Annotated in this window: 16 protein-coding genes; 4 read left to right on the forward strand and 12 right to left on the reverse strand. The window is 69.5% G+C overall.

Annotated features, from left to right (window positions below):
• Nucleotides 1-21: 21 nt before the first annotated feature.
• The 6 genes from BST28_RS00770 to mutA form a co-directional block, all read right to left on the reverse strand.
• Nucleotides 22-1782 carry an AMP-binding protein gene (locus BST28_RS00770; protein WP_083079468.1) on the reverse strand — a complete coding sequence of 587 codons (1761 nt, stop codon included), beginning with the start codon at nucleotides 1780-1782 and terminating at the stop codon, nucleotides 22-24.
• Between the two features lie 587 nt (nucleotides 1783-2369).
• Nucleotides 2370-3080, reverse strand: a complete 711-nt coding sequence (locus tag BST28_RS00775; RefSeq protein WP_019736036.1) for a thioesterase II family protein — start codon at nucleotides 3078-3080, stop codon at nucleotides 2370-2372.
• Between the two features lie 35 nt (nucleotides 3081-3115).
• The gene (gene lipL / locus BST28_RS00780; protein ID WP_019736037.1) at nucleotides 3116-4381 is read right to left on the reverse strand and encodes an esterase/beta-lactamase LipL; all 1266 of its coding nucleotides are present in this window, start codon (nucleotides 4379-4381) and stop codon (nucleotides 3116-3118) included.
• 66 nt (nucleotides 4382-4447) lie between these two features.
• Entirely contained in the window at nucleotides 4448-5437 is a 990-nt protein-coding gene (gene meaB, locus BST28_RS00785) for a methylmalonyl Co-A mutase-associated GTPase MeaB (protein WP_083079470.1), read from the reverse strand.
• Entirely contained in the window at nucleotides 5438-7738 is a 2301-nt protein-coding gene (scpA, locus tag BST28_RS00790) for a methylmalonyl-CoA mutase (protein ID WP_083079471.1), read from the reverse strand. It lies immediately after the preceding gene.
• Between the two features lie 5 nt (nucleotides 7739-7743).
• Complete coding sequence (gene mutA / locus BST28_RS00795) at nucleotides 7744-9663, reverse strand: methylmalonyl-CoA mutase small subunit (protein WP_083079473.1); 1920 nt, start codon at nucleotides 9661-9663, stop codon at nucleotides 7744-7746.
• 163 nt (nucleotides 9664-9826) lie between these two features.
• Between mutA and BST28_RS00800 the strand changes: the two genes are divergently transcribed.
• A complete protein-coding gene (locus BST28_RS00800) occupies nucleotides 9827-10588 on the forward strand; it encodes a TVP38/TMEM64 family protein (protein WP_083079475.1) in 762 nt (253 codons plus the stop codon).
• 2 nt (nucleotides 10589-10590) lie between these two features.
• Nucleotides 10591-11070 (forward strand): nitroreductase family deazaflavin-dependent oxidoreductase, encoded by a 480-nt coding sequence (locus tag BST28_RS00805; RefSeq protein WP_083079477.1) that lies wholly within the window; start codon nucleotides 10591-10593, stop codon nucleotides 11068-11070.
• On the opposite strand, the gene BST28_RS00810 is transcribed toward BST28_RS00805, so the two are convergent.
• Nucleotides 11067-12050, reverse strand: coding sequence for an NAD(P)H-dependent flavin oxidoreductase (locus BST28_RS00810; RefSeq protein WP_272937529.1), 984 nt, complete (start codon nucleotides 12048-12050; stop codon nucleotides 11067-11069). The two genes, BST28_RS00805 and BST28_RS00810, sit on opposite strands and share 4 nt — an antisense overlap.
• Before the next feature lie 149 nt (nucleotides 12051-12199).
• On the opposite strand from BST28_RS00810, the gene BST28_RS00815 reads away from it, so the two are divergent.
• The gene (locus BST28_RS00815) at nucleotides 12200-12877 is read left to right on the forward strand and encodes an MIP/aquaporin family protein (RefSeq protein WP_080575756.1); all 678 of its coding nucleotides are present in this window, start codon (nucleotides 12200-12202) and stop codon (nucleotides 12875-12877) included.
• On the opposite strand, the gene BST28_RS00820 is transcribed toward BST28_RS00815, so the two are convergent.
• Genes BST28_RS00820 through BST28_RS00830 form a run of 3 tightly spaced genes read right to left on the reverse strand, consistent with a single transcriptional unit; the run spans nucleotide 12874 to nucleotide 14864 of the window.
• Nucleotides 12874-13269, reverse strand: a complete 396-nt coding sequence (locus BST28_RS00820; protein WP_083079479.1) for a DoxX family protein — start codon at nucleotides 13267-13269, stop codon at nucleotides 12874-12876. The genes BST28_RS00815 and BST28_RS00820 overlap by 4 nt on opposite strands.
• Nucleotides 13266-14414 carry an SPFH domain-containing protein gene (locus BST28_RS00825; protein WP_083079481.1) on the reverse strand — a complete coding sequence of 383 codons (1149 nt, stop codon included), beginning with the start codon at nucleotides 14412-14414 and terminating at the stop codon, nucleotides 13266-13268. The genes BST28_RS00820 and BST28_RS00825 overlap by 4 nt, the downstream gene beginning before the upstream one ends.
• Nucleotides 14415-14429: 15 nt before the next feature.
• Nucleotides 14430-14864, reverse strand: a complete 435-nt coding sequence (locus tag BST28_RS00830; protein ID WP_019738085.1) for an NfeD family protein — start codon at nucleotides 14862-14864, stop codon at nucleotides 14430-14432.
• A gap of 78 nt (nucleotides 14865-14942) precedes the next feature.
• Here BST28_RS00830 and BST28_RS00835 point away from each other — a divergent pair, with 78 nt between their 5' ends.
• A complete protein-coding gene (locus BST28_RS00835) occupies nucleotides 14943-15806 on the forward strand; it encodes an Rv1486c family protein (RefSeq protein ID WP_083079483.1) in 864 nt (287 codons plus the stop codon).
• Here the strand turns inward: BST28_RS00835 and BST28_RS00840 are convergent.
• Both BST28_RS00840 and inhA read right to left on the reverse strand, forming a co-directional pair.
• Nucleotides 15803-16846 (reverse strand): ferrochelatase, encoded by a 1044-nt coding sequence (locus BST28_RS00840; protein WP_083079485.1) that lies wholly within the window; start codon nucleotides 16844-16846, stop codon nucleotides 15803-15805. The genes BST28_RS00835 and BST28_RS00840 overlap by 4 nt on opposite strands.
• Nucleotides 16847-17656: an NADH-dependent enoyl-ACP reductase InhA gene (gene inhA, locus BST28_RS00845; RefSeq protein WP_083079487.1), complete on the reverse strand. Its 810-nt coding sequence runs from the start codon at nucleotides 17654-17656 to the stop codon at nucleotides 16847-16849.
• Between the last annotated feature and the right edge of the window lie 19 nt (nucleotides 17657-17675).

A 17675-nucleotide genomic window follows, 5' to 3' on the forward strand; every position in this document is an offset into this window, starting at 1 on the left:
CGCGAGCAGCCCCTCATCGCTTCACACAGACCGAGCAGAAGCATCCAGTCGGTCGAATCCGTCCCGCTGGTACATCTCCACGCAGCTGGAGCGCCGGATCTTGCCGCTTGTCGTGATCGGAATGGCGCCCTGCGGCACCAGAACCAGATCGCCGATAGCCAGGCCGTGTGCCTTCGACAGCGCTGCCGTGACCTTCCGCCTCACCTCATTCAGCCTGCCCTGGACCTCCTCATCCGAGCCCCCCTTGTTCTTGAACTCGGCGATCGTAACAAGCTCCTCCGACCGGCTGTTCGGGATGGAGACCGCGGCCACGCGACCGCCGGTTATCTCCTGGACGGTGGCCTCGATGTCGTCCGGGTAGTGGTTTTTCCCGTCGACGATCAGCAGGTCCTTGATCCGGCCGACGATGTAGAGCTCGCCACCGGAGATGACCCCGAGGTCGCCGGTCTTGAGCCAGGGCCCCTGCGGCGTACCCGGCGACGGGTCGACCAGCTTGCCGGAGAACGTCGCCTCGGTCGCCTGCTGGTTGTGCCAGTAACCCGCGGCGACGTTGGGACCGTATGCCCAGATCTCGCCGACCGTGCCCTCCGGGTTCTCCGTCTGGGTGTCCGGGTCCACGACGCGAACCGTGCAGGCGCGCGGCACACCGCAGCTGACCAGTTCGACGCCGCCTTCGGGCCCGCTGGGCTCCGCGGTGCCGTTCGCCAGCTTGGTGTAGTCGAAGCGCGCGGTCGGCGGCGGGTTGCCGGGGGTGTTCGAGGTCAGGTAGACGGTCGCCTCGGCCAGGCCGTAGCCGGGCCGCAGCGCCGCCGGGTTGAGGTTGAACTTGGCGAACCGCTCGACGAGCCGGCGCAGCGTCGCAGCGTGCACCCGTTCCGCACCGAACGCGAAGGTGTGAACATGTCCCAGGTCGAGCCCGGCCATGTCCTCGTCGGAGGTACGCCGCACCGCCAATTCGTAGGCGAAGTTCGGTACACCGGTGTAGGCGTTGGGATAGCTGGCCACCAGCTGCATCCAGCGGGCCGGCTTGGCCAGGAACGCCATCGGGCTGAAGATCACCGCCTGGTGGCCCCCCACCAGCGGGAAGATGATGCCGCACATCAGGCCGAGGTCGTGGTAGAAGGGCAGCCACGCCACCAGGGTGGTGTCGGCCGGCACGGTCTTGCCGACGTTCTCGAACGTGTCGGCGATCATCTGCCGCATGTTCTCGATCGCGTTGTGGTGCCCGACCATGACGCCGGCCGGGGTCCGGGTGGACCCCGACGTGTACTGCAGAAACGCCGTCTTGGTGTGCACTGTGGCGGCGGCGGGCGCCTCCAGCGGCTCGGAGTCGAGGTCCAACGCGTCCACCTCGATCACCACCGGCGGTGTACCGCCGAGGTCACGGATCGAGTTGGCGATGTCGCCCACCGAGGCCGACGTGGTCAGGATCGCTGCCGGGGAACAGTCGCGCAGTGCTGCCGACACCCTCTCGTCGTGCGCACCGAACATCGGCACCGGTAGCGGGACGGCGATCATGCCGGCCTCCAGCGCGCCGTAGAACCCGACGATGTACTCCATGCTCTGCGGGGCCAGCAGTGCCACGCGGTCACCCGGGGATGCGCAGGTCGCCAGCTCGGCAGCAACCACCTGTGCGCGGTTGCGCAGCTGCGACCAGGTCACCGTCTCGCGGTAGCCGGCCGGGTCGACGTCGAAGTCGATGAAGGTGTACGCAGGCGCGTCCGGCTTTTCCCGGGCCCGGTCCGCCAACAAGGTCGGAATGTGCGATTGAGTAACCGGCATAGCGATGTTTTCTCCTTGTGCTGTCAGGTCCGCGGACCTCACCTGCCGAGTGGTTCGGCCCGGTCGAAAGTCATCAGGTTTGTGGTCCGAACTGACGATTTCGCTGCGCGATTGTCCTGCACAGCGGAGGTATGCAATTGGATTAGCGACATATGGTGGATTAGCGACATTTGGGTTGCTTCCCCCTGCGAAGTCAGGCCCGCGGGCAGCGTTGCCCCGGCCTGCTCAGCTGAGTGCTTCAGCCTGACCGGGGGCCGGTTGCCCGCCGCGCCGGCACAAGGTGGGGGCGGGTACATCCGGGCGCCGTGATCGCGTGGCCGACAGGGCCGGCGCGGGTGATTCGACCATCGACACGGGTACCCCTTCTGGATGTTTGGAACCTTCGCAAAAACGCCTTGGACCCCGACATCCCAGGTGTTTCCCTCCCGCGGAGGCTACCACGTAGGCGCTGTTGACAGGGAATTTATGGCTGCCATACAGGGCCAACGCAGCAGATTCGGAATGTTAACGCAGATGTTGTCCCCAGCACCAGGGGTCACACCGGCACCAACAGGTACTTCACAGAATTGGCGCCGCCGGGCCGAGTGTCATCCGCGGCAATAGACCGCAAGTTTCTCCTCGATTTCGCCGACGAGTTCTGGCAGGTGATCGTTGAGATAAAAGTGGTGGCCGGGCGCGGTGAACGTCCGAACGCTGAACTCGGCGGTGGTGCGCTCGGCCCACGGGGCGACCTTCTCGGCGGTAGCGACGTCGTCCTCGTCTCCGCGGAAGGCGACGATCGGGCACGACACCCGGGCCTCGGGCGGGCAGTCGTAGTTCGCGATGGCCTTCAGCCCCCGCAGCGTCGGCAGGATCTTCGCCGCGAACTCCTCGTTCTCCAAAAACTCCGGATTGACTCCGGTCATCTGGCTTACCGCCTCGAGCAGCCCCCGGTCGGAGTCGCCGATGTTGTCATAACCCGCACGCCCCGGTGCGCCCGCTGCGGACAGGAACAGCGCCGCGACCGCCTTGCCGTCCGCCTCGAACCGACGGGCTACCTCGAATGCCAGCAGGGCGCCCATGCTGTGGCCGAAGAAGGCCGCCGGGCCGTCGGTGGGCGTGGGCAGCTTCTCACAGACCCGGTCGGCGAGATCTTCGATGCTGGTGAACGCACCGAGGTCGTGGTTACCGCCTTTGCCCGGGTACTGCACTCCGATGCGTTTGACATCGGTAACGAACGCTTTGGAGAACGGAATGTAGTACTGCGGCGATCCGCCGGCGTGCGGGAAGATGTAGAGCTTCGGCGTACGGTCAGTCACTCGGGACACCCTAACGGGGCCGGCCGAGCCGGGTGCTATCCGGTCGCGGCATCCCGTTCGGCGAACGGCGCCCCGAGCCGCGGGACCGGGCTGTATCCGTTGCGGCGGGCCCCGGCGGCGCCCCGGCGGATCAGCGCGGCGGCGCCGACGAAGCCGGCGTGGTCGACCGCCAGGAACGGGGTCAGCAGCCGGTTGTGCACGAAGCCGATCGCGAGCCCACTGGCCGGATCAGCCCAACCCAGGGAGCCGCCCAACCCGATGTGGCCGAAGCCCGGCAGCGCCGATCCGAACGGAACCGCGTGGTAGCCCAGGTGGAACGCCAACGGAAACCCGACGGTCCGGTCCAGTTCCAAGCTGCGCCGACCGGTCAGGCCGCCCACCAGCCGGCGCGACAACAGCTGGGTACCGTCGATCCGCCCGCCGTTGGCCAGTGCGCCGTACAGCCGGGCCAAGCCGCGGGCGGTGGCCACCCCGTTGACGGCGGCAGCCTCGGTGTCCAGCAGCGGGATATCGCCGCGCAAGGTGCTCATCACACCGGGGAAGTAGATGGCGCCGAAGCCCCCGTACGGCAGCATCGCGGCCGCCCTGGACGCCAGCAGCTCCACCGCCCGGTTGCGGCGGTTGCGCTGGGGCATGATGATCTCCGCGGCGACGGTCGGCGAATCCACCGGCGGACGACCCAGGTGCAGCCCGTCGGTGTCCAGCGGGTCGGCGAGCTCGGCGCGGAACAATTCGCGCATGCCGATGCCGGTGACCGCCCGGGCCAGCCCGGAGAGCAGCCAGCCGTAGGTCAACGCGTGATAGGCGGACTTGCCGAACTCGCGTCCCGGCGCCGCGGCGGCCATCCGCGCTTCCATCGTGACGTGGTCCAGTAGGTCTGCCCTGGTGGCGCCGTGCAGGTGGGTCAGCCCGACCCGGTGGCCCAGCAGCTGCCGGACGGTGATCGCGGCCTTGCCGTTGGCGCCGAACTCCGGCCAGTACTGCGCCACCGGGGCGTCGTAGTCGATGAGACCGCGGTCGACCAACCGATGGATGACCGTCGACGCCGCGCCTTTGGTCGCCGAGAACACCATGGCGCCGGTGTCGGCCGACCACGGCACCCGGCCCGCCCGGTCCGACCACCCGGTCCACACGTCGACGACGGGTTTGCCGTCCAGGTAGACGGCCAGCGCCCCGCCGCCGTAGCGGCGGCCGGGGAACATCGCGGCGAAAGCACGCACGGCCCAGGCGAAGTTCGGATCTGCCATGCCATGCACGTTCGCCGGAAGCGCCGTCTGGCGAGCGTCGGGATACTGCATCATGACTGGAATCTACCCCGCGACCGGCACACATAAGTTGTGTTATTAGATTGCGTCGGCCGCAGAGTCCTAGTTCCAGATGGCCTCGAGGATTCGCTGGGCGGCCAGCGCGGGAGTCAGTTCACCGCTGAGCACCTGCTGTTCCACCTCGGCGCGCACCCGGCGCACCGACGGATCCGACAGCGCCCGCTCCAGCACCGCATCCTGCACCAGCTGGCGGGTCCAGTCCACCTGCTGCGCACGGCGCCGGTTCTCGAACTCACCGGCGTCGATCAGGGTCTGCCGATGCCGCTCGACGGTGTCCCAGAATTCCGCCAGCCCGGTGCCCTCGATGGCACTCATCGTCAAGACCGGTGGCCGCCAAAGGGTTTCACGGGGATAGATGAGCCGTATCGCGGTCAACAGCTCCCGTGCGGCCATCCGCGCCTCGGCGAGGTGTTCGCCGTCGGCCTTGTTGACCACCACGACGTCGGCCAGCTCCAGCACGCCTTTCTTGATGCCTTGCAACTGGTCTCCGGTGCGGGCCAAGGTCAAGAAGACGAAGGTGTCGACCATGTTGGCCACCGTCACCTCGGACTGCCCGACGCCGACGGTCTCGATCAGGATCACGTCGAAGCCGGCAGCCTCGAGCAGCACCACCGTCTCGCGGGTGGCCTTGGCGACCCCGCCCAGGGTGCCCGATGTCGGCGAGGGACGGATGTAGGCGTCGGGGTGCGCGGCCAGCCGCTGCATGCGGGTCTTGTCACCCAGGATCGAGCCCCCGGTGCGGGTCGACGACGGGTCGACGGCCAGCACCGCCACCCGGTGCCCGTGTTCGATGAGGTGCATTCCGAGCGCCTCGATGGTGGTCGACTTGCCCACGCCCGGGACGCCGGTGATACCGACCCGTCGGGCCCCGCCGGCGTGCGGAAGCAACGCCAGCAGCAGCTCCTGGGCCTGTTGGCGGTGGTCGGCGCGGGTCGACTCCACGAGGGTGATGGCCCGCGGCAGCACCGACCGATCCCCGGAGCGCACCGCCGCCGCCAACTCGGTGACGGTGTCGGACACGTTGTCGGCCATCTATTTCTGGTCGGCGGCCGGTTCTGCCGGGTCGTCGGGCTCGGCGAGCTCGTAGCCTCGCCGGGACGCCAGGGTGTGCAGCAGATCCACCGCGGCGTCGGCGATCACCGTTCCGGGCGGGAAGATCGCGGTCGCCCCGGCGGCGTAGAGCTCGTCGAAGTCGCCGGGCGGGATGACTCCCCCGACCACGATCACGATGTCGGGCCGGCCCACCTGCGCCAGGGCGTCGCGCAGGGCCGGCACCAGCGTCAGGTGCCCGGCGGCCAGCGACGACACCCCGACCACGTGCACGTCGTTGTCGGCGGCCTGGCGTGCCACCTCGTCGGGGGTGGAGAACAGCGCGCCGACATCCACATCGAACCCGATGTCGGCGAACGCGGTCGCGATCACCTTCTGGCCGCGGTCGTGCCCGTCCTGGCCCATCTTGGCGACCAGGATGCGAGGCCGGCGGCCGTCGGCCTCGGCGAACTTCTCGACCAGGGCGGTTGCGCTAGCGATGTTGCTGCCTTTCCCGACTTCGTCACGGTAGACGCCGGAGATGGTACGGATCTCGGCCTGATGGCGACCGTAGACCTTCTCCAGCGCATCCGAGATCTCCCCGAGGGTGGCCTTGGCCCGGGCGGCGTCGATGGCCAGCGCCAGCAGGTTGTTGCCCAGCCCGTCCTCCCCCGCCGACCCCCCAGCACCGGCGGCCCGGGTCAGCTCGGCCAGGGCGGCCTGGCAGGCGTGCTCGTCGCGCTCGGCCCGCAACTGCTGCAGCTTGGCCAGCTGTTCGGCGCGCACCCGACTGTTCTCGACCTTGAGTACCTCGATCTCGGTGTCTTCGGCGACCTGGTACTTGTTGACGCCGATCAGCGGCTGACGCCCGGAGTCGATCCGGGCCTGCGTGCGGGCGGCGGCCTCCTCGATGCGCAGCTTGGGGATGCCGTCGCTGATGGCCTGGGCCATGCCGCCGTGCTCCTCGACCTCGGCGATGTGGGCGCGGGCCCGCTGTGCCAACTGGTGGGTCAGCCACTCCACGTAGTAAGAGCCGCCCCACGGGTCGATCGGGCGAGTGGTGCCCGACTCCTGCTGCAGCAGCAGCTGGGTGTTGCGGGCGATGCGGGCGGAGAAGTCGGTGGGCAGCGCCAGCGCCTCGTCGAGGGCGTTGGTGTGCAGCGACTGGGTGTGGCCCTGAGTGGCCGCCATCGCCTCGATACAGGTTCGCGCCACGTTGTTGAAAACGTCCTGGGCGGTCAGCGACCACCCCGAGGTCTGCGAATGGGTGCGCAGCGACAGTGATTTCGCGCTCTTCGGGTTGAACCGGGCCACCAGCTCGCTCCACAGCAGCCGCCCGGCGCGCAGCTTGGCGACCTCCATGAAGAAGTTCATCCCGATGCCCCAGAAGAACGACAGCCGGGGCGCGAACTTGTCGATGTCCAGGCCGGCGTCCAACCCGGCCTTGATGTAGTCCACCCCGTCGGCCAGCGTGTAGGCCAACTCGAGATCGGCTGTGGCACCGGCCTCCTGGATGTGATAGCCCGAGATCGAGATCGAGTTGAACTTGGGCATCTTGGCGCTGGTGTAGGCGAAGATGTCGGAGATGATCCGCATCGACGGCTTCGGCGGGTAGATGTAGGTGTTGCGCACCATGAACTCTTTGAGGATGTCGTTCTGGATGGTGCCGGCCAGCTTCTCCGGCGGCACCCCCTGCTCCTCGGCGGCCACCACATACAGCGCCAGGATCGGCAGCACCGCGCCGTTCATGGTCATCGAGACGCTGACCGCGCTCAGGTCGATGCCGTCGAATAACTGCCGCATGTCCAGGATGGAATCGATTGCCACCCCGGCCATTCCGACGTCGCCCTGCACCCGGGGGTGATCCGAGTCGTAGCCGCGGTGGGTGGCCAGGTCGAACGCGACCGAGAGGCCCTTCTGCCCGGCCGCGAGGTTGCGGCGGTAGAACGCGTTGGAGTCCGCCGCGGTGGAGAACCCGGCGTACTGGCGAATCGTCCACGGCTGGTTGACGTACATCGTCGGATACGGCCCGCGCACGAACGGCGCCTCGCCGGGGAAGCTGTCCAGCGGGTAGCCCTGCGCGACCGCGGCGGCCCGGTCGGCGGCGGTGTACACCGATTTGACGGCGATGCCCTCCGGGGTGTGCCATTCCAGCTGCTCGGGGGTGTAGCCATGGGCGGCCGCGGCGGCAGCCGCGACATGCTCGGCCACAGCGGTCTCGGTCACCGGTTCGGCGACGCGGTCACCGTGCAGCGCGACCTCGGCGAAGCTGCCGAGCGTGCCGTGCGAGGTGCTGGTGGTCATGGCTCTCAAGCCCCCAATCGGGTAAGTAAGTCCGACAACGCCTGCACCGCATCGATTTTCATCGTCAGGTACTCGTCCGGCTTCGGATCGGTGTCGGCGTTACCAGCCAGTGCCTTGGCCGGCCCCGCCAGGTAAACCCGGTCGACGCCGGCGGCGCGCGCCGCCCCGATCACCGCGGCCGCTTCCGCGCCGTAGCGGGCATCGCTGCCGCACAGCACCGCCACGCCCGGCGAGCCGGCGTCGGCGACGGCGGCGGCCACCCGCTTGGCGTCCACCGTCCCGGGGTTGATCACCGCGATGCCGCCGGAGGCCAGCAGGTTGGCGGCGAACGTGGCCCGAATGTTGTGTTCGGCCATCGGTCCCAGCGGCAGCAGCAACACCTGCGGTCGCGCACCGGTGCGCGCCACGTAGGCGTCGGAGCGGTCCCGCAGCTCCTCGAACTGCGCCGCGTAACGCCGAACGCCGGCCGGGGCATGCTGCGTCGCGGACGGCGGCAGCGGCGGCTCATCGAGGTTCGGGTACTCGTTGACCCCGGTGATCGCGTTGCGGCGGTGCGCGATGTCGTCGGCGCGGGCGGCGGCGACCGCGGCGATCCGTTCGGCGAGGTGCTCGCGGGCGGCCTCGAAACCACCGAGCGCTGCACGCTTTTCGAGCTCCTGGAACTGCCGCCACGCCTGCTGCGCCAGCTGCTCGGTGAGGTCTTCGACGAACCACGATCCGCCGGCCGGGTCCAGCACCTGGCCCAGGTGCGACTCCTCCAGCAGCAGCAGCTGGGTGTTGCGCGCGATGCGCCGGGCGAAGCCGGCCGAGGTGCCAGGCTGGCCACCCGCGATCGCGGCGTCGAACGGCCACACCAGCACGGTGTCCGCCCCGCCCACCCCGGCTCCGAAGGCGGCCAGCGTGGTGCGCAGCATGTTCACCCACGGGTCGCGCTGCGTCATCATCGCCAGCGAGGTCTCGGCGTGGACGATGGCGGCGCCGGCTTCCGGTGCCCCGGCCACCTCGGTGACCCGCGCCCAGAGCTGGCGCACCGCCCGGATCTTGGCGATCGTCATGAATTGGTCGTCGTCGGCGGCGATCCGGAAGCTGATCTGGCGAGCGGCGCCGGCGACGCTCAGGCCGGCGTCGGTGAGCAGCCGCAAGTAGGCCACGGCCACGGCCAGCGCACCGGCCAGCTCTTCGACCGCCCCGGCGCCCAGGTTGTGCAACGCGGGGCCGTTGACGGCGATCGCCCGCACACCGCGCTGACCGGCGGCACGCGAGGCTGCGGCGATCACCTCGTCGATGGCCGGGGCAGGCCGGCCTGCCAACGGCGCGGTCAGCGGGTCGGCGCCCAGATCCACCGACAGGTTGGCCCGGTTGTCCGGGTCGAGGCCGTCGACCAGCCCCAGCATCACCTCGGCGACGGTGGTGTAGTCACCGTGCCCCGCTCCGTCGAGCAGCACCGGAACCAGTTCCAGGTAGACATCGTCGAAGACGCGCCGCAGCTCACCGGCCGGCACTCCGCCGTCCCCGACCCGCAGGACCAGTGCGCTGACCCCTTCGGTCAGCGCACCCAGCACAGCGCCGTTGATGTCCGCGCCGCTCTGCGAGGCCGACACCACACCGCTAGCCGGGAAGACCTCGGCGACCTTCCAGCCGGTGTTGACGTCGCGCAGGGCGTCGGCGCCACGCACGTAGGGCCAGCTGCCCGGCAGCGGCGGCTCCGGCAGCGCGTCGAAGGCGGTGTAGAGCGCCCGGATCGCGAAACCGTCCGGTCCCTGCACCGGGGTGTCCAACAGCCGCTCGGGCTCACCACCGGTCTCTGCCTCGATATCGGCTGGCTCACGGCGCGCGCTCTTGGCCAGCACCCCGGCCACCGCGGCGCGCCAGCGGGCGCGGGCCTGCTCCGGGCCGGCGGGTTCGGCGGACACGTCGATTGACACCGGCGGCTCCTATGGTTACTCATGAGTAGCAGATCGATCGCTACCCGACACGTGTTAACCAGGCTAAATGATGGCGATCGGTGGGAGCGGCGGAGGTGTGCCCAGCGAAGAAACACCCGCTGTGCGACGCAACGCGTTAACCATCGGCCCGTACGCTGAGCCCGTGAAGTCCGCCGACACCGCAATCCCGCAGGCGTTGCGCAGCGCATGGCCGGCCCTGGTGGCCACCGCGCGCCAAGTAGCGGTGTGGCGGTTGGCATTGACCACCGCGGCGATCGTGATCCTGGTGGCGGTGGCGCTGCTGGTTCCGGTGCCCACCGCCGTGCAGTTGCGCGACTGGGCCCAGACCCTCGGCCCGTGGTTTCCGCTGGCCTTTCTGACCGCGCACACCGTGGTCACCGTATTCCCGTTCCCCCGGACCGCCTTCACACTGGCCGCCGGCCTGCTGTTCGGGCCCTGGCTCGGTGTGGTCCTGGCGGTGGCCGCCAGCGCGCTCAGCGCGGTGACCGTGCTGATCCTGATGCGGGTGTTCGGATGGCAGCTGAGCCGGGTGGTGCGCCATCCCCGGATGGACTCGCTGGACGCGCGCCTGCGCCACCGGGGGTGGCCGGCGGTGGTGTCGCTGCGGCTGATTCCGGCCATCCCGTTCTCGGTGATCAACTACGCCGCCGGCGCATCGGCGGTGCGGCTGCTGCCCTACACGGTGGCCACCCTGATCGGTCTGCTTCCCGGCACCGCCGCGGTGGTGGTGCTCGGGGACGCCCTCACCGGCGATGTGAGCCCGCTGCTGTTCGCGGTGTCGGCGTGTACGGCCGCCGTCGGGGTGGCGCTGCTGGTCTATGAGGTGCGCACCCATCGTCGATACCCGAACGCCGCGGATACCGCCGTGACCGAGGAGCCCGCCGAACCGGCGGTGACCTGCTGAGCATGTCTATCCTCGCCGACGCCGCCAGTCGACTGTTGCGTTCGCGGCGGCTGATGCGGGCGCCGACCTGGCTGTATCGGGCACGGCTCGGCGGCCTGCTCGGCGGGCGACTGCTGATGCTCGAACACATCGGGCGCAAGACCGGGAGCGCACGCCGGGTCGTTCTGGAAGTCCTTGAGGCCCAAGGCCATCCGCGAGCCGACACCTACATCGTGGCGTCGGGCTTCGGGGACCGCGCCCAATGGTTCCGCAACATCCTCGCCAATCCCCGGGTACGGGTCTACGCCGGCAGCCGGCGCCCCGCACCGGCCACCGCCCGCGTACTCGACCAAGGCGAGGCGGACCGGGTGCTGGGCGACTACATCCAGCGCCATCCCCGCGCCTGGGAACAGTTCAGCGCCGTGCTCGAACGGACGCTGGGCGAGCCGGTGACCGCCACCGATACCGCGCTTCCGATGGTCGAGCTGCGGTTGGACCGCTAGCCGACGCTTCGGCCGCCCAGCAGACGCGCCGCCCCGGCGGTGAGCCCGGCCATGATGTCGCCGGCCGGAGCGGGGGCCCCGATCAACCCGGCGGCCTGGCCGACGGTGACGTTGGCGGTGCGGTAGTCGGCGTCGGCGACGGCCTGCCGGTATTGTGCGGCGACCGGCTCCCCCGCGGCCGCCAGTTCGGCTTCGGCGCCGTGCCACCGATCGGTGAAAGCGTTGCGCAGCACGCTCATGGTGTGCCCGGCCGGCCATCGGTGACCGCGGACCACGTCGTACACGCTGGTGCGGCAGGTGCTGTCGCCGGTGGCGGCCGCGACCGTCTGGCGTGCTGCGGGGGTGGTCAGCGCTTCGTCCGCGGAGTAGAAGAGGCTGCCGCACAGCACCCCGGATGCGCCGAGCATCAGCGCCGCTGCCAGACCGCGCCCGTCGGCGATGCCCCCGGCGGCCAGCACCGGGACGTCGCAATCGCGGGCGGCGACCAGATCGGCGATCTCGGGCACCAGGGTCATGGTGGTGCGCCGGCCGCAGCCGTGCCCGCCGGCCTCGATACCCTGTGCCACAAGCACATCGGCGCCGCACGCCAGCGCGCGGGCGGCCTGGTCGAGATCCTGGACCTGGCAGATCAGCCGCGCGCCCGAGCCCTTGATCGCCGCAGCGAACGGCGCGGGATCGCCGAACGAGAGCATGACCGCCGCCGGGCGGTAGCTCAGGGCCACCTCCAGCAGCCCAGGCTGTTCGGCCAGTGCCCAGGTGATGAACCCGCAGCCGACCCGGGCGTCGCCGGCCCGGTCGAATTCGCGCCGAAGCCAGGGTTCGTCGCCGTAGCCACCGCCGATCAGGCCCAGTCCACCCGCCCGGCTGACCGCCGCGGCCAGGCGGCCGCCGGCGGCGACGGCCATCGGCGCGCAGACCACCGGGTACTCGACATCGAGCAATTCGGTAAATGCTGTGGAAAGGGCATTGGCAAACAACACGAAGGGCTCCTCAATCCGGCAACAATTCGGTGTAAAACGCTCCACACATATCGGGAGGAACACCGGTACCCCGTTAAAGTCTTCCTCAGTGCCATGTGCGGGTACAGCACGATTTTAGAAGTACTCGACGGATTGAAAGGACCGGATCAATGGCTGATCGGAACGTCGCAGTGCGCAAGTATTTGACAGAATTGATCGGCACGTTTGTTTTCATGTTCGCGGTGATCGGCATCGTGTTATCCGGCACCGAATGTGTCGCCGCCACCGCGCTGGGCATCGGCTCGGTGCTGATGGTGATGGTGTACGCCAGCGGCCACATCTCCGGTGGTCACCTCAACCCGGCGGTCTCCATCGCCGCGTATCTGCGCGGCGCCCTGCCCGCAGGTGACCTGGGGCCCTACATCGTCGCTCAGTTGGTCGGCGCACTCGCGGCCTTCGGCGTGGGATTCGGGTTGTGGCACGACAAGTACTCGACCGGGACTCTGGATCTGAGCGGGGCCATCTGGCCGGCACTTCTGGCCGAGCTGATATTCACCTTCGCGCTGTGCTACATCGTTCTGCACACCGCAACCAGCAAAGACAGTGCCGGTAACAGCTTCTACGGCCTGGCGATCGGGTTCATCGTGACCGTCGGCGTGGTGGCGGTCGGCGCCATCTCCGGTGCCGCGTTCAACCCGGCCATCACCTTCGGCCTGATGTTGTCGGGAATCTTCGCCTGGAAATACCTCTGGGTGTACCTGGTCGCGCAGGTACTCGGCGCGGTCGTGGCCGCCTACGCCTACAAGGCGACCAGCCTCGACGAGCACACCGCCGCCCGCAAGGGTTAGCGTCCGCGTCCCGAGTTCAGGGCCCGTACCCCGCCGTCGGCGGTGTGCGGGCCCTGAACCGTCATCGCCGCGAACACCGCCAGCAGCAGCACCGCGGGAACGATGTTCGCCACCCGGTTACCGACCCGCAGGTGAATTCCGAGCGCCCCGGCGAAGTACAGCGTCAACGCCGCGGTGGTCGCCCGCGCGACCAACGGGAAGCGGAACACCGAGGCCAGACCCAGCGCGGTGACGGCTTTGGCCACCGGGACCGCCCGGCGGAGCCGGGGCGGGATGCGCATGGCATCCATGTTCGCCGCGACGTAGGGCACCGGGATCGCCGAGGCCACCGCGTCACCGGCCAGAAACGCCGCCAGTGCCGCGTAGGTCGGTCGCGCGGTCAGAACGCTCACGCCAGGCCGGGATCGAGCTGCGGCGGGAGTATCGCGCCCTCGACCGGCTTGCGCGCATCTGCCTCGGCCTTGGCGACCGCCTGCGCGATCGCCGGGTCGGTCTGGGTGGTGAACCAGTCGGCGACCTCGTCGCTGTCGTCCGCCGGAGAGGTCGGATCCTCGTCGACGGGCGACGGCTGGTACCGGAAGACACCGTCTTCGCCGGGCGCACCGAGCAGCTTGGTGAAGCCCTGCAGGGCGGTGTTGAAATCGCTGGGGACCACCCACACCTTGTTGGCCTCGCCGCGGGCCATCTCCGGCAGCACCTGCAGGTACTGGTAGGCCAGCAGTTCGGGGGTGGGCCGGGCGGCCTTGATCGCGGCGAAGGTCTTCTCGATCGCCTTGGCCTGCCCCTGCGCCTGCAGGTAGGCGGCGGCCCGCTCGCCCTGGGCGCGCAGCATCCGGGATTGCCGCTCCGCCTCAGCGGCCAGGATCGCCGCCTGCTTGGCGCCCTCGGCGGTGAGGATTTCGGCCTGCTTCTCCCCCTCGGCCTGTTTGATCGCGGCTTCCCGCTGCCCCTCGGCGGTCAGGATCATCGCCCGCTTCTCGCGGTCGGCCTTCATCTGCTTCTCCATCGACGCCTGGATCGACGGCGGCGGATCGATGCTGCGCAGCTCCACCCGGGCCACCCGCAGACCCCAGCGTCCGGTGGCCTCGTCGAGCACGCCGCGCAGTTGGCTGTTGATCACCTCGCGGGAGGTCAGCGTCTGCTCCAGGGTCATCCCGCCGACCACGTTGCGCAGCGTGGTGGTGGTCAGCTGCTCGACACCGACGATGTAGTTGCTGATCTCATACACCGCGGCCTTGGGGTTGGTGACCTGAAAGTAGACGACGGTGTCGATGTTCAGCGTCAGGTTGTCCTCGGTGATCACCGGCTGCGGCGGGAACGACACCACCCGCTCGCGAAGGTCGATGCGGGCGCGCACCCGGTCGATGAACGGCACCAGCAGGGTCAACTGGCCGCTGACCGTGCGGCTGTAGCGGCCCAGCCTTTCGATCACCGCCGCTTCGGCCTGGGGAATCAGCGCCACCGACTTGGCGACCACGATCGCCGCGAACAACACCAGTACCGCCAGCAGAACCAGGCCGGTCGTTGCGCCTTCCATGAGCACTCCCTTTCTCTACAAGACCTTGCCGACCACCGCGGTCGCCCCGTCGATATGCAACACCGTGACCTGCTCGCCCGGTTCGAAGACATCCCCGTCGGCCAGCGGGCGGGCCGTCCAGATCTCGCCGTCGAGCTTCACCTGGCCGCCGTGCTGTTCGACGCGGTCGAGCACCAGCGCGGTCTTGCCCTGCAGGGCCCGCACCCCGGTCTCACTGCCCGCCCCGGCCCACAGCCTCCGCCGCAGGGCGGGACGTACCAGCACCAGCAGCAGCACCGACACGACCAGGAACACCGCGCCGTCGGTCCACAGCGGCCAGTCCGTCAGCCAGCTGACCCCGGCCGCCGACAGCGCGCCCCCGGACAGCATCAGCAAGAACATGTCGCCGGTGAGCGCCTCGGCGCCGGCAAGCCCGAGCGCGAAGACCAACCAGACCAGGGCAGTCGACATGCGGCCAGGATAGCCCGAGATTCACCCGAATCCGTGCGGACCGGACAGCCAGCGCGGACAACTACACTGCCTTGCATCATGTGGTGTCCGAGTGTCTCGCTGTCGGTGTGGGCCAATGCCTGGCTCGCCGGTCAGGCCGCGCCAGACGACCTGTTGGACGCACTATCGGCCTGGGCGCCAGTGCAATCGGTGGCGGCCTACGACGCGATCAGCATCGGCGAGGCCGGCCTGCGCTGGTCCGGTGGGTCCGGCGGCGGCGCGGCGTCGCTGCTGCAGGTGGTGCGCGGCGCGGCGATGCAAGGCGCCGGTGCGGCCATCCAACCGGTGTTTCCGGTACCGGGCGATGTGCGCGGTCTGCCGGCCGGAACGGTCTTCGAGCGGGAAGCCATCCTCGCCGGCGAGGCGGTGCTCATCGGTGCGCCGGGCGCGGGGTCCCCGGTCGGGCTGGTGCCGGCGTTCAGCGACGACACCGACACCGCCGAGGACACCACCTTCCCGGCCGATGCCGAGGCCCCGGTGACCGAGCTGTCCTGGACGGTCCATGCCGTGCCCGCCACGGTGCCGGTGGAGCATCACGATCTGGGTGAGGCGGAGTACGCGCTGCGGTCGGCGGTCCGGACGGCAGCGGACGCCTTGGCCGTCACCGGCTCGGGCTGGGCCGGCCAGCTGGGCGACGATCCGCGAATGCTCGTCGAGCAGTTGGTGGAATCGCAACGGCACCACCGCATCCCAGACCACGCACCGACTCGCGCGGTGCGCGTCTTGGAGACGGCCGCCCACGTCGATGCCATCATCACGGTCAGTTCCGGGCTCACCGTGGGGGCGCAGTCCTCGGCGGAGGTGCAGCACGCGACCGACGCGGTGCGGCCCCTGGCGGCGGTGGTGCGTTCCTCGCGCAGCGCCGCGGTGAGCGCGATCCTGCATTCGGCCTGGCGGCGCTAGGCCACCGGCGGCTGACCGGCGGGGGCGACGGCCGCGGCGCAGTGCGAGGAACCGCAGCGCGCACCGTTGACACCGAAGCCGCAGCCCAGCCCCACCGGGCCGGGCGCGCGTTCGGGTTCGCCGCCCTCGCGCAGTTCGTCGATGAGACCGCGCGCCAGGCGGGCCAATCGCCGATCCGCGTTCGGGGTGCTCGCGCGGGCGTAGGCGATTCCGGCGGCCTGCGCCTGCAGCCGCACTTCGTGGTCGAGATCCCAGACCACCTCGATGTTGTCGCTGAGGAACCCGATCGGACACACGATCACCGCGGGCACACCGGCAGCGGCCAACCCACCCAGGTGCGCTTCGACATCGGGCTCCAGCCAGGGCACCTGTGGGGGCCCGGAACGCGACTGCCACACCTGGTCGTAGTCGGTGTAGCCGGCCGCGGCCGCGACCAGTGCGGTGGCGTGGGCGACCTGGCGGCTGTAGAGCCGCGGGCCGTAGCGTTCGTCTGCGGCCACCGGTATCGAGTGCGCGGTGAACACCAGGCGTGCCGAGTCGCGCAGGCCGGCCGGCAACTCCTCGGCAGCGGTGGCGATCGCCTCGGCGAACATCTCCACGAACAGCGGATGGTCGAAGTAGTGCCGCAGCTTGACCAGTTCGGGGGCCCGCTCTCCGACCGCCCGCCGCGCCCGGGCGATGTCTTCGGCGTACTGCTCGCAACCGGAATAGCCGCCCCAGGCCGAGGTCGCCAGCACCGCGGCGCGGCGGACGCCATCGGCGGCCATCTGCGCCACCACGTCCTCAACGTAGGGTGCCCAGTTGCGGTTGCCGAAATACACGGGCAGCCCGGGCAATTCGGCACGCAACGCCTCGACCAGCCCCCGGTTGATGGCGTTGATCGGTGACACCCCGCCGAAATGCTGGTAATGCTCGGCGACGGCGTCGAGCCGATCCGGTGGCACGCCGCGGCCCCGGGTGACGTTTTCCAGGAACGGCCGAACCTGCTCGGGGCCTTCAGGTCCGCCGAAAGACAGCAGCAGGACGGCGTCTAGCGCCATTCAGAGCAACTGGGTGTGGGCGCCGCCGTCGGCGTAGACGACCGTGCCGGTGGTCGCCGGCAGCCAGTCCGACAGCAGTGCGCAGACCGTCTTGGCCACCGGGGTGGGGTCTTTCATGTCCCAGCCGACCGGGGCGCGCTGGTCCCAGCCCTCCTCGAGCAGGCGGATCTGCTCACCGGCGCCCTCGCCCAGCGCACCGCCGACGATCGCACTCATCGCCAGGGTCCGGATCGGGCCGGCCGCAACGAGATTCGACCGCACGCCTTGTGGGCCGGCTTCCCGCGCGACGAAGCGGTTCACCGACTCCAGTGCACTCTTGGCCACCGTCATCCAGTTGTAGGCCGGCATCGCCCGCGTCGGGTCGAAGTCCATCCCGACGATCGAGCCGCCCGGGTTCATCACCGGCAGCGTCGCCTTGGCCAGGGAGGCGTAGGAGTAGGCGGAGATGTGAATGCCCTTGGCGACGTCCTCGTAGGGGGCGTCGAAGAACGGGTTGACACCCATCCCGGTCTGCGGCATGAACCCGATCGAGTGCACCACGCCGTCGAGCTTGTTGCCCTCCCCGATCACCTCGGTGATCCGGTCGCCCAGGGTGTCCAGATGTTCCTGATTCTGCACATCGAGCTCCAGCAGCGGGGCCGGCTCCGGGAGACGATCGATGATGCGCTGGATCAGCCGCAGCCGGTCGAAGCCGGTGCACACCAGCTGCGCGCCGGCCTCCTGGGCCACCTTGGCGATGTGGAATGCGATCGAGGAGTCGGTGATGATCCCGGTGACCAGAATCCGCTTGCCTTCGAGAATGCCTGCCATGTGAAAAATCCTCTGTCTT

It is taken from the genome of Mycolicibacter kumamotonensis, from assembly GCF_002086285.1.
In the GTDB taxonomy this organism is placed as follows: Bacteria; Actinomycetota; Actinomycetes; order Mycobacteriales; family Mycobacteriaceae; genus Mycobacterium; species Mycobacterium kumamotonense.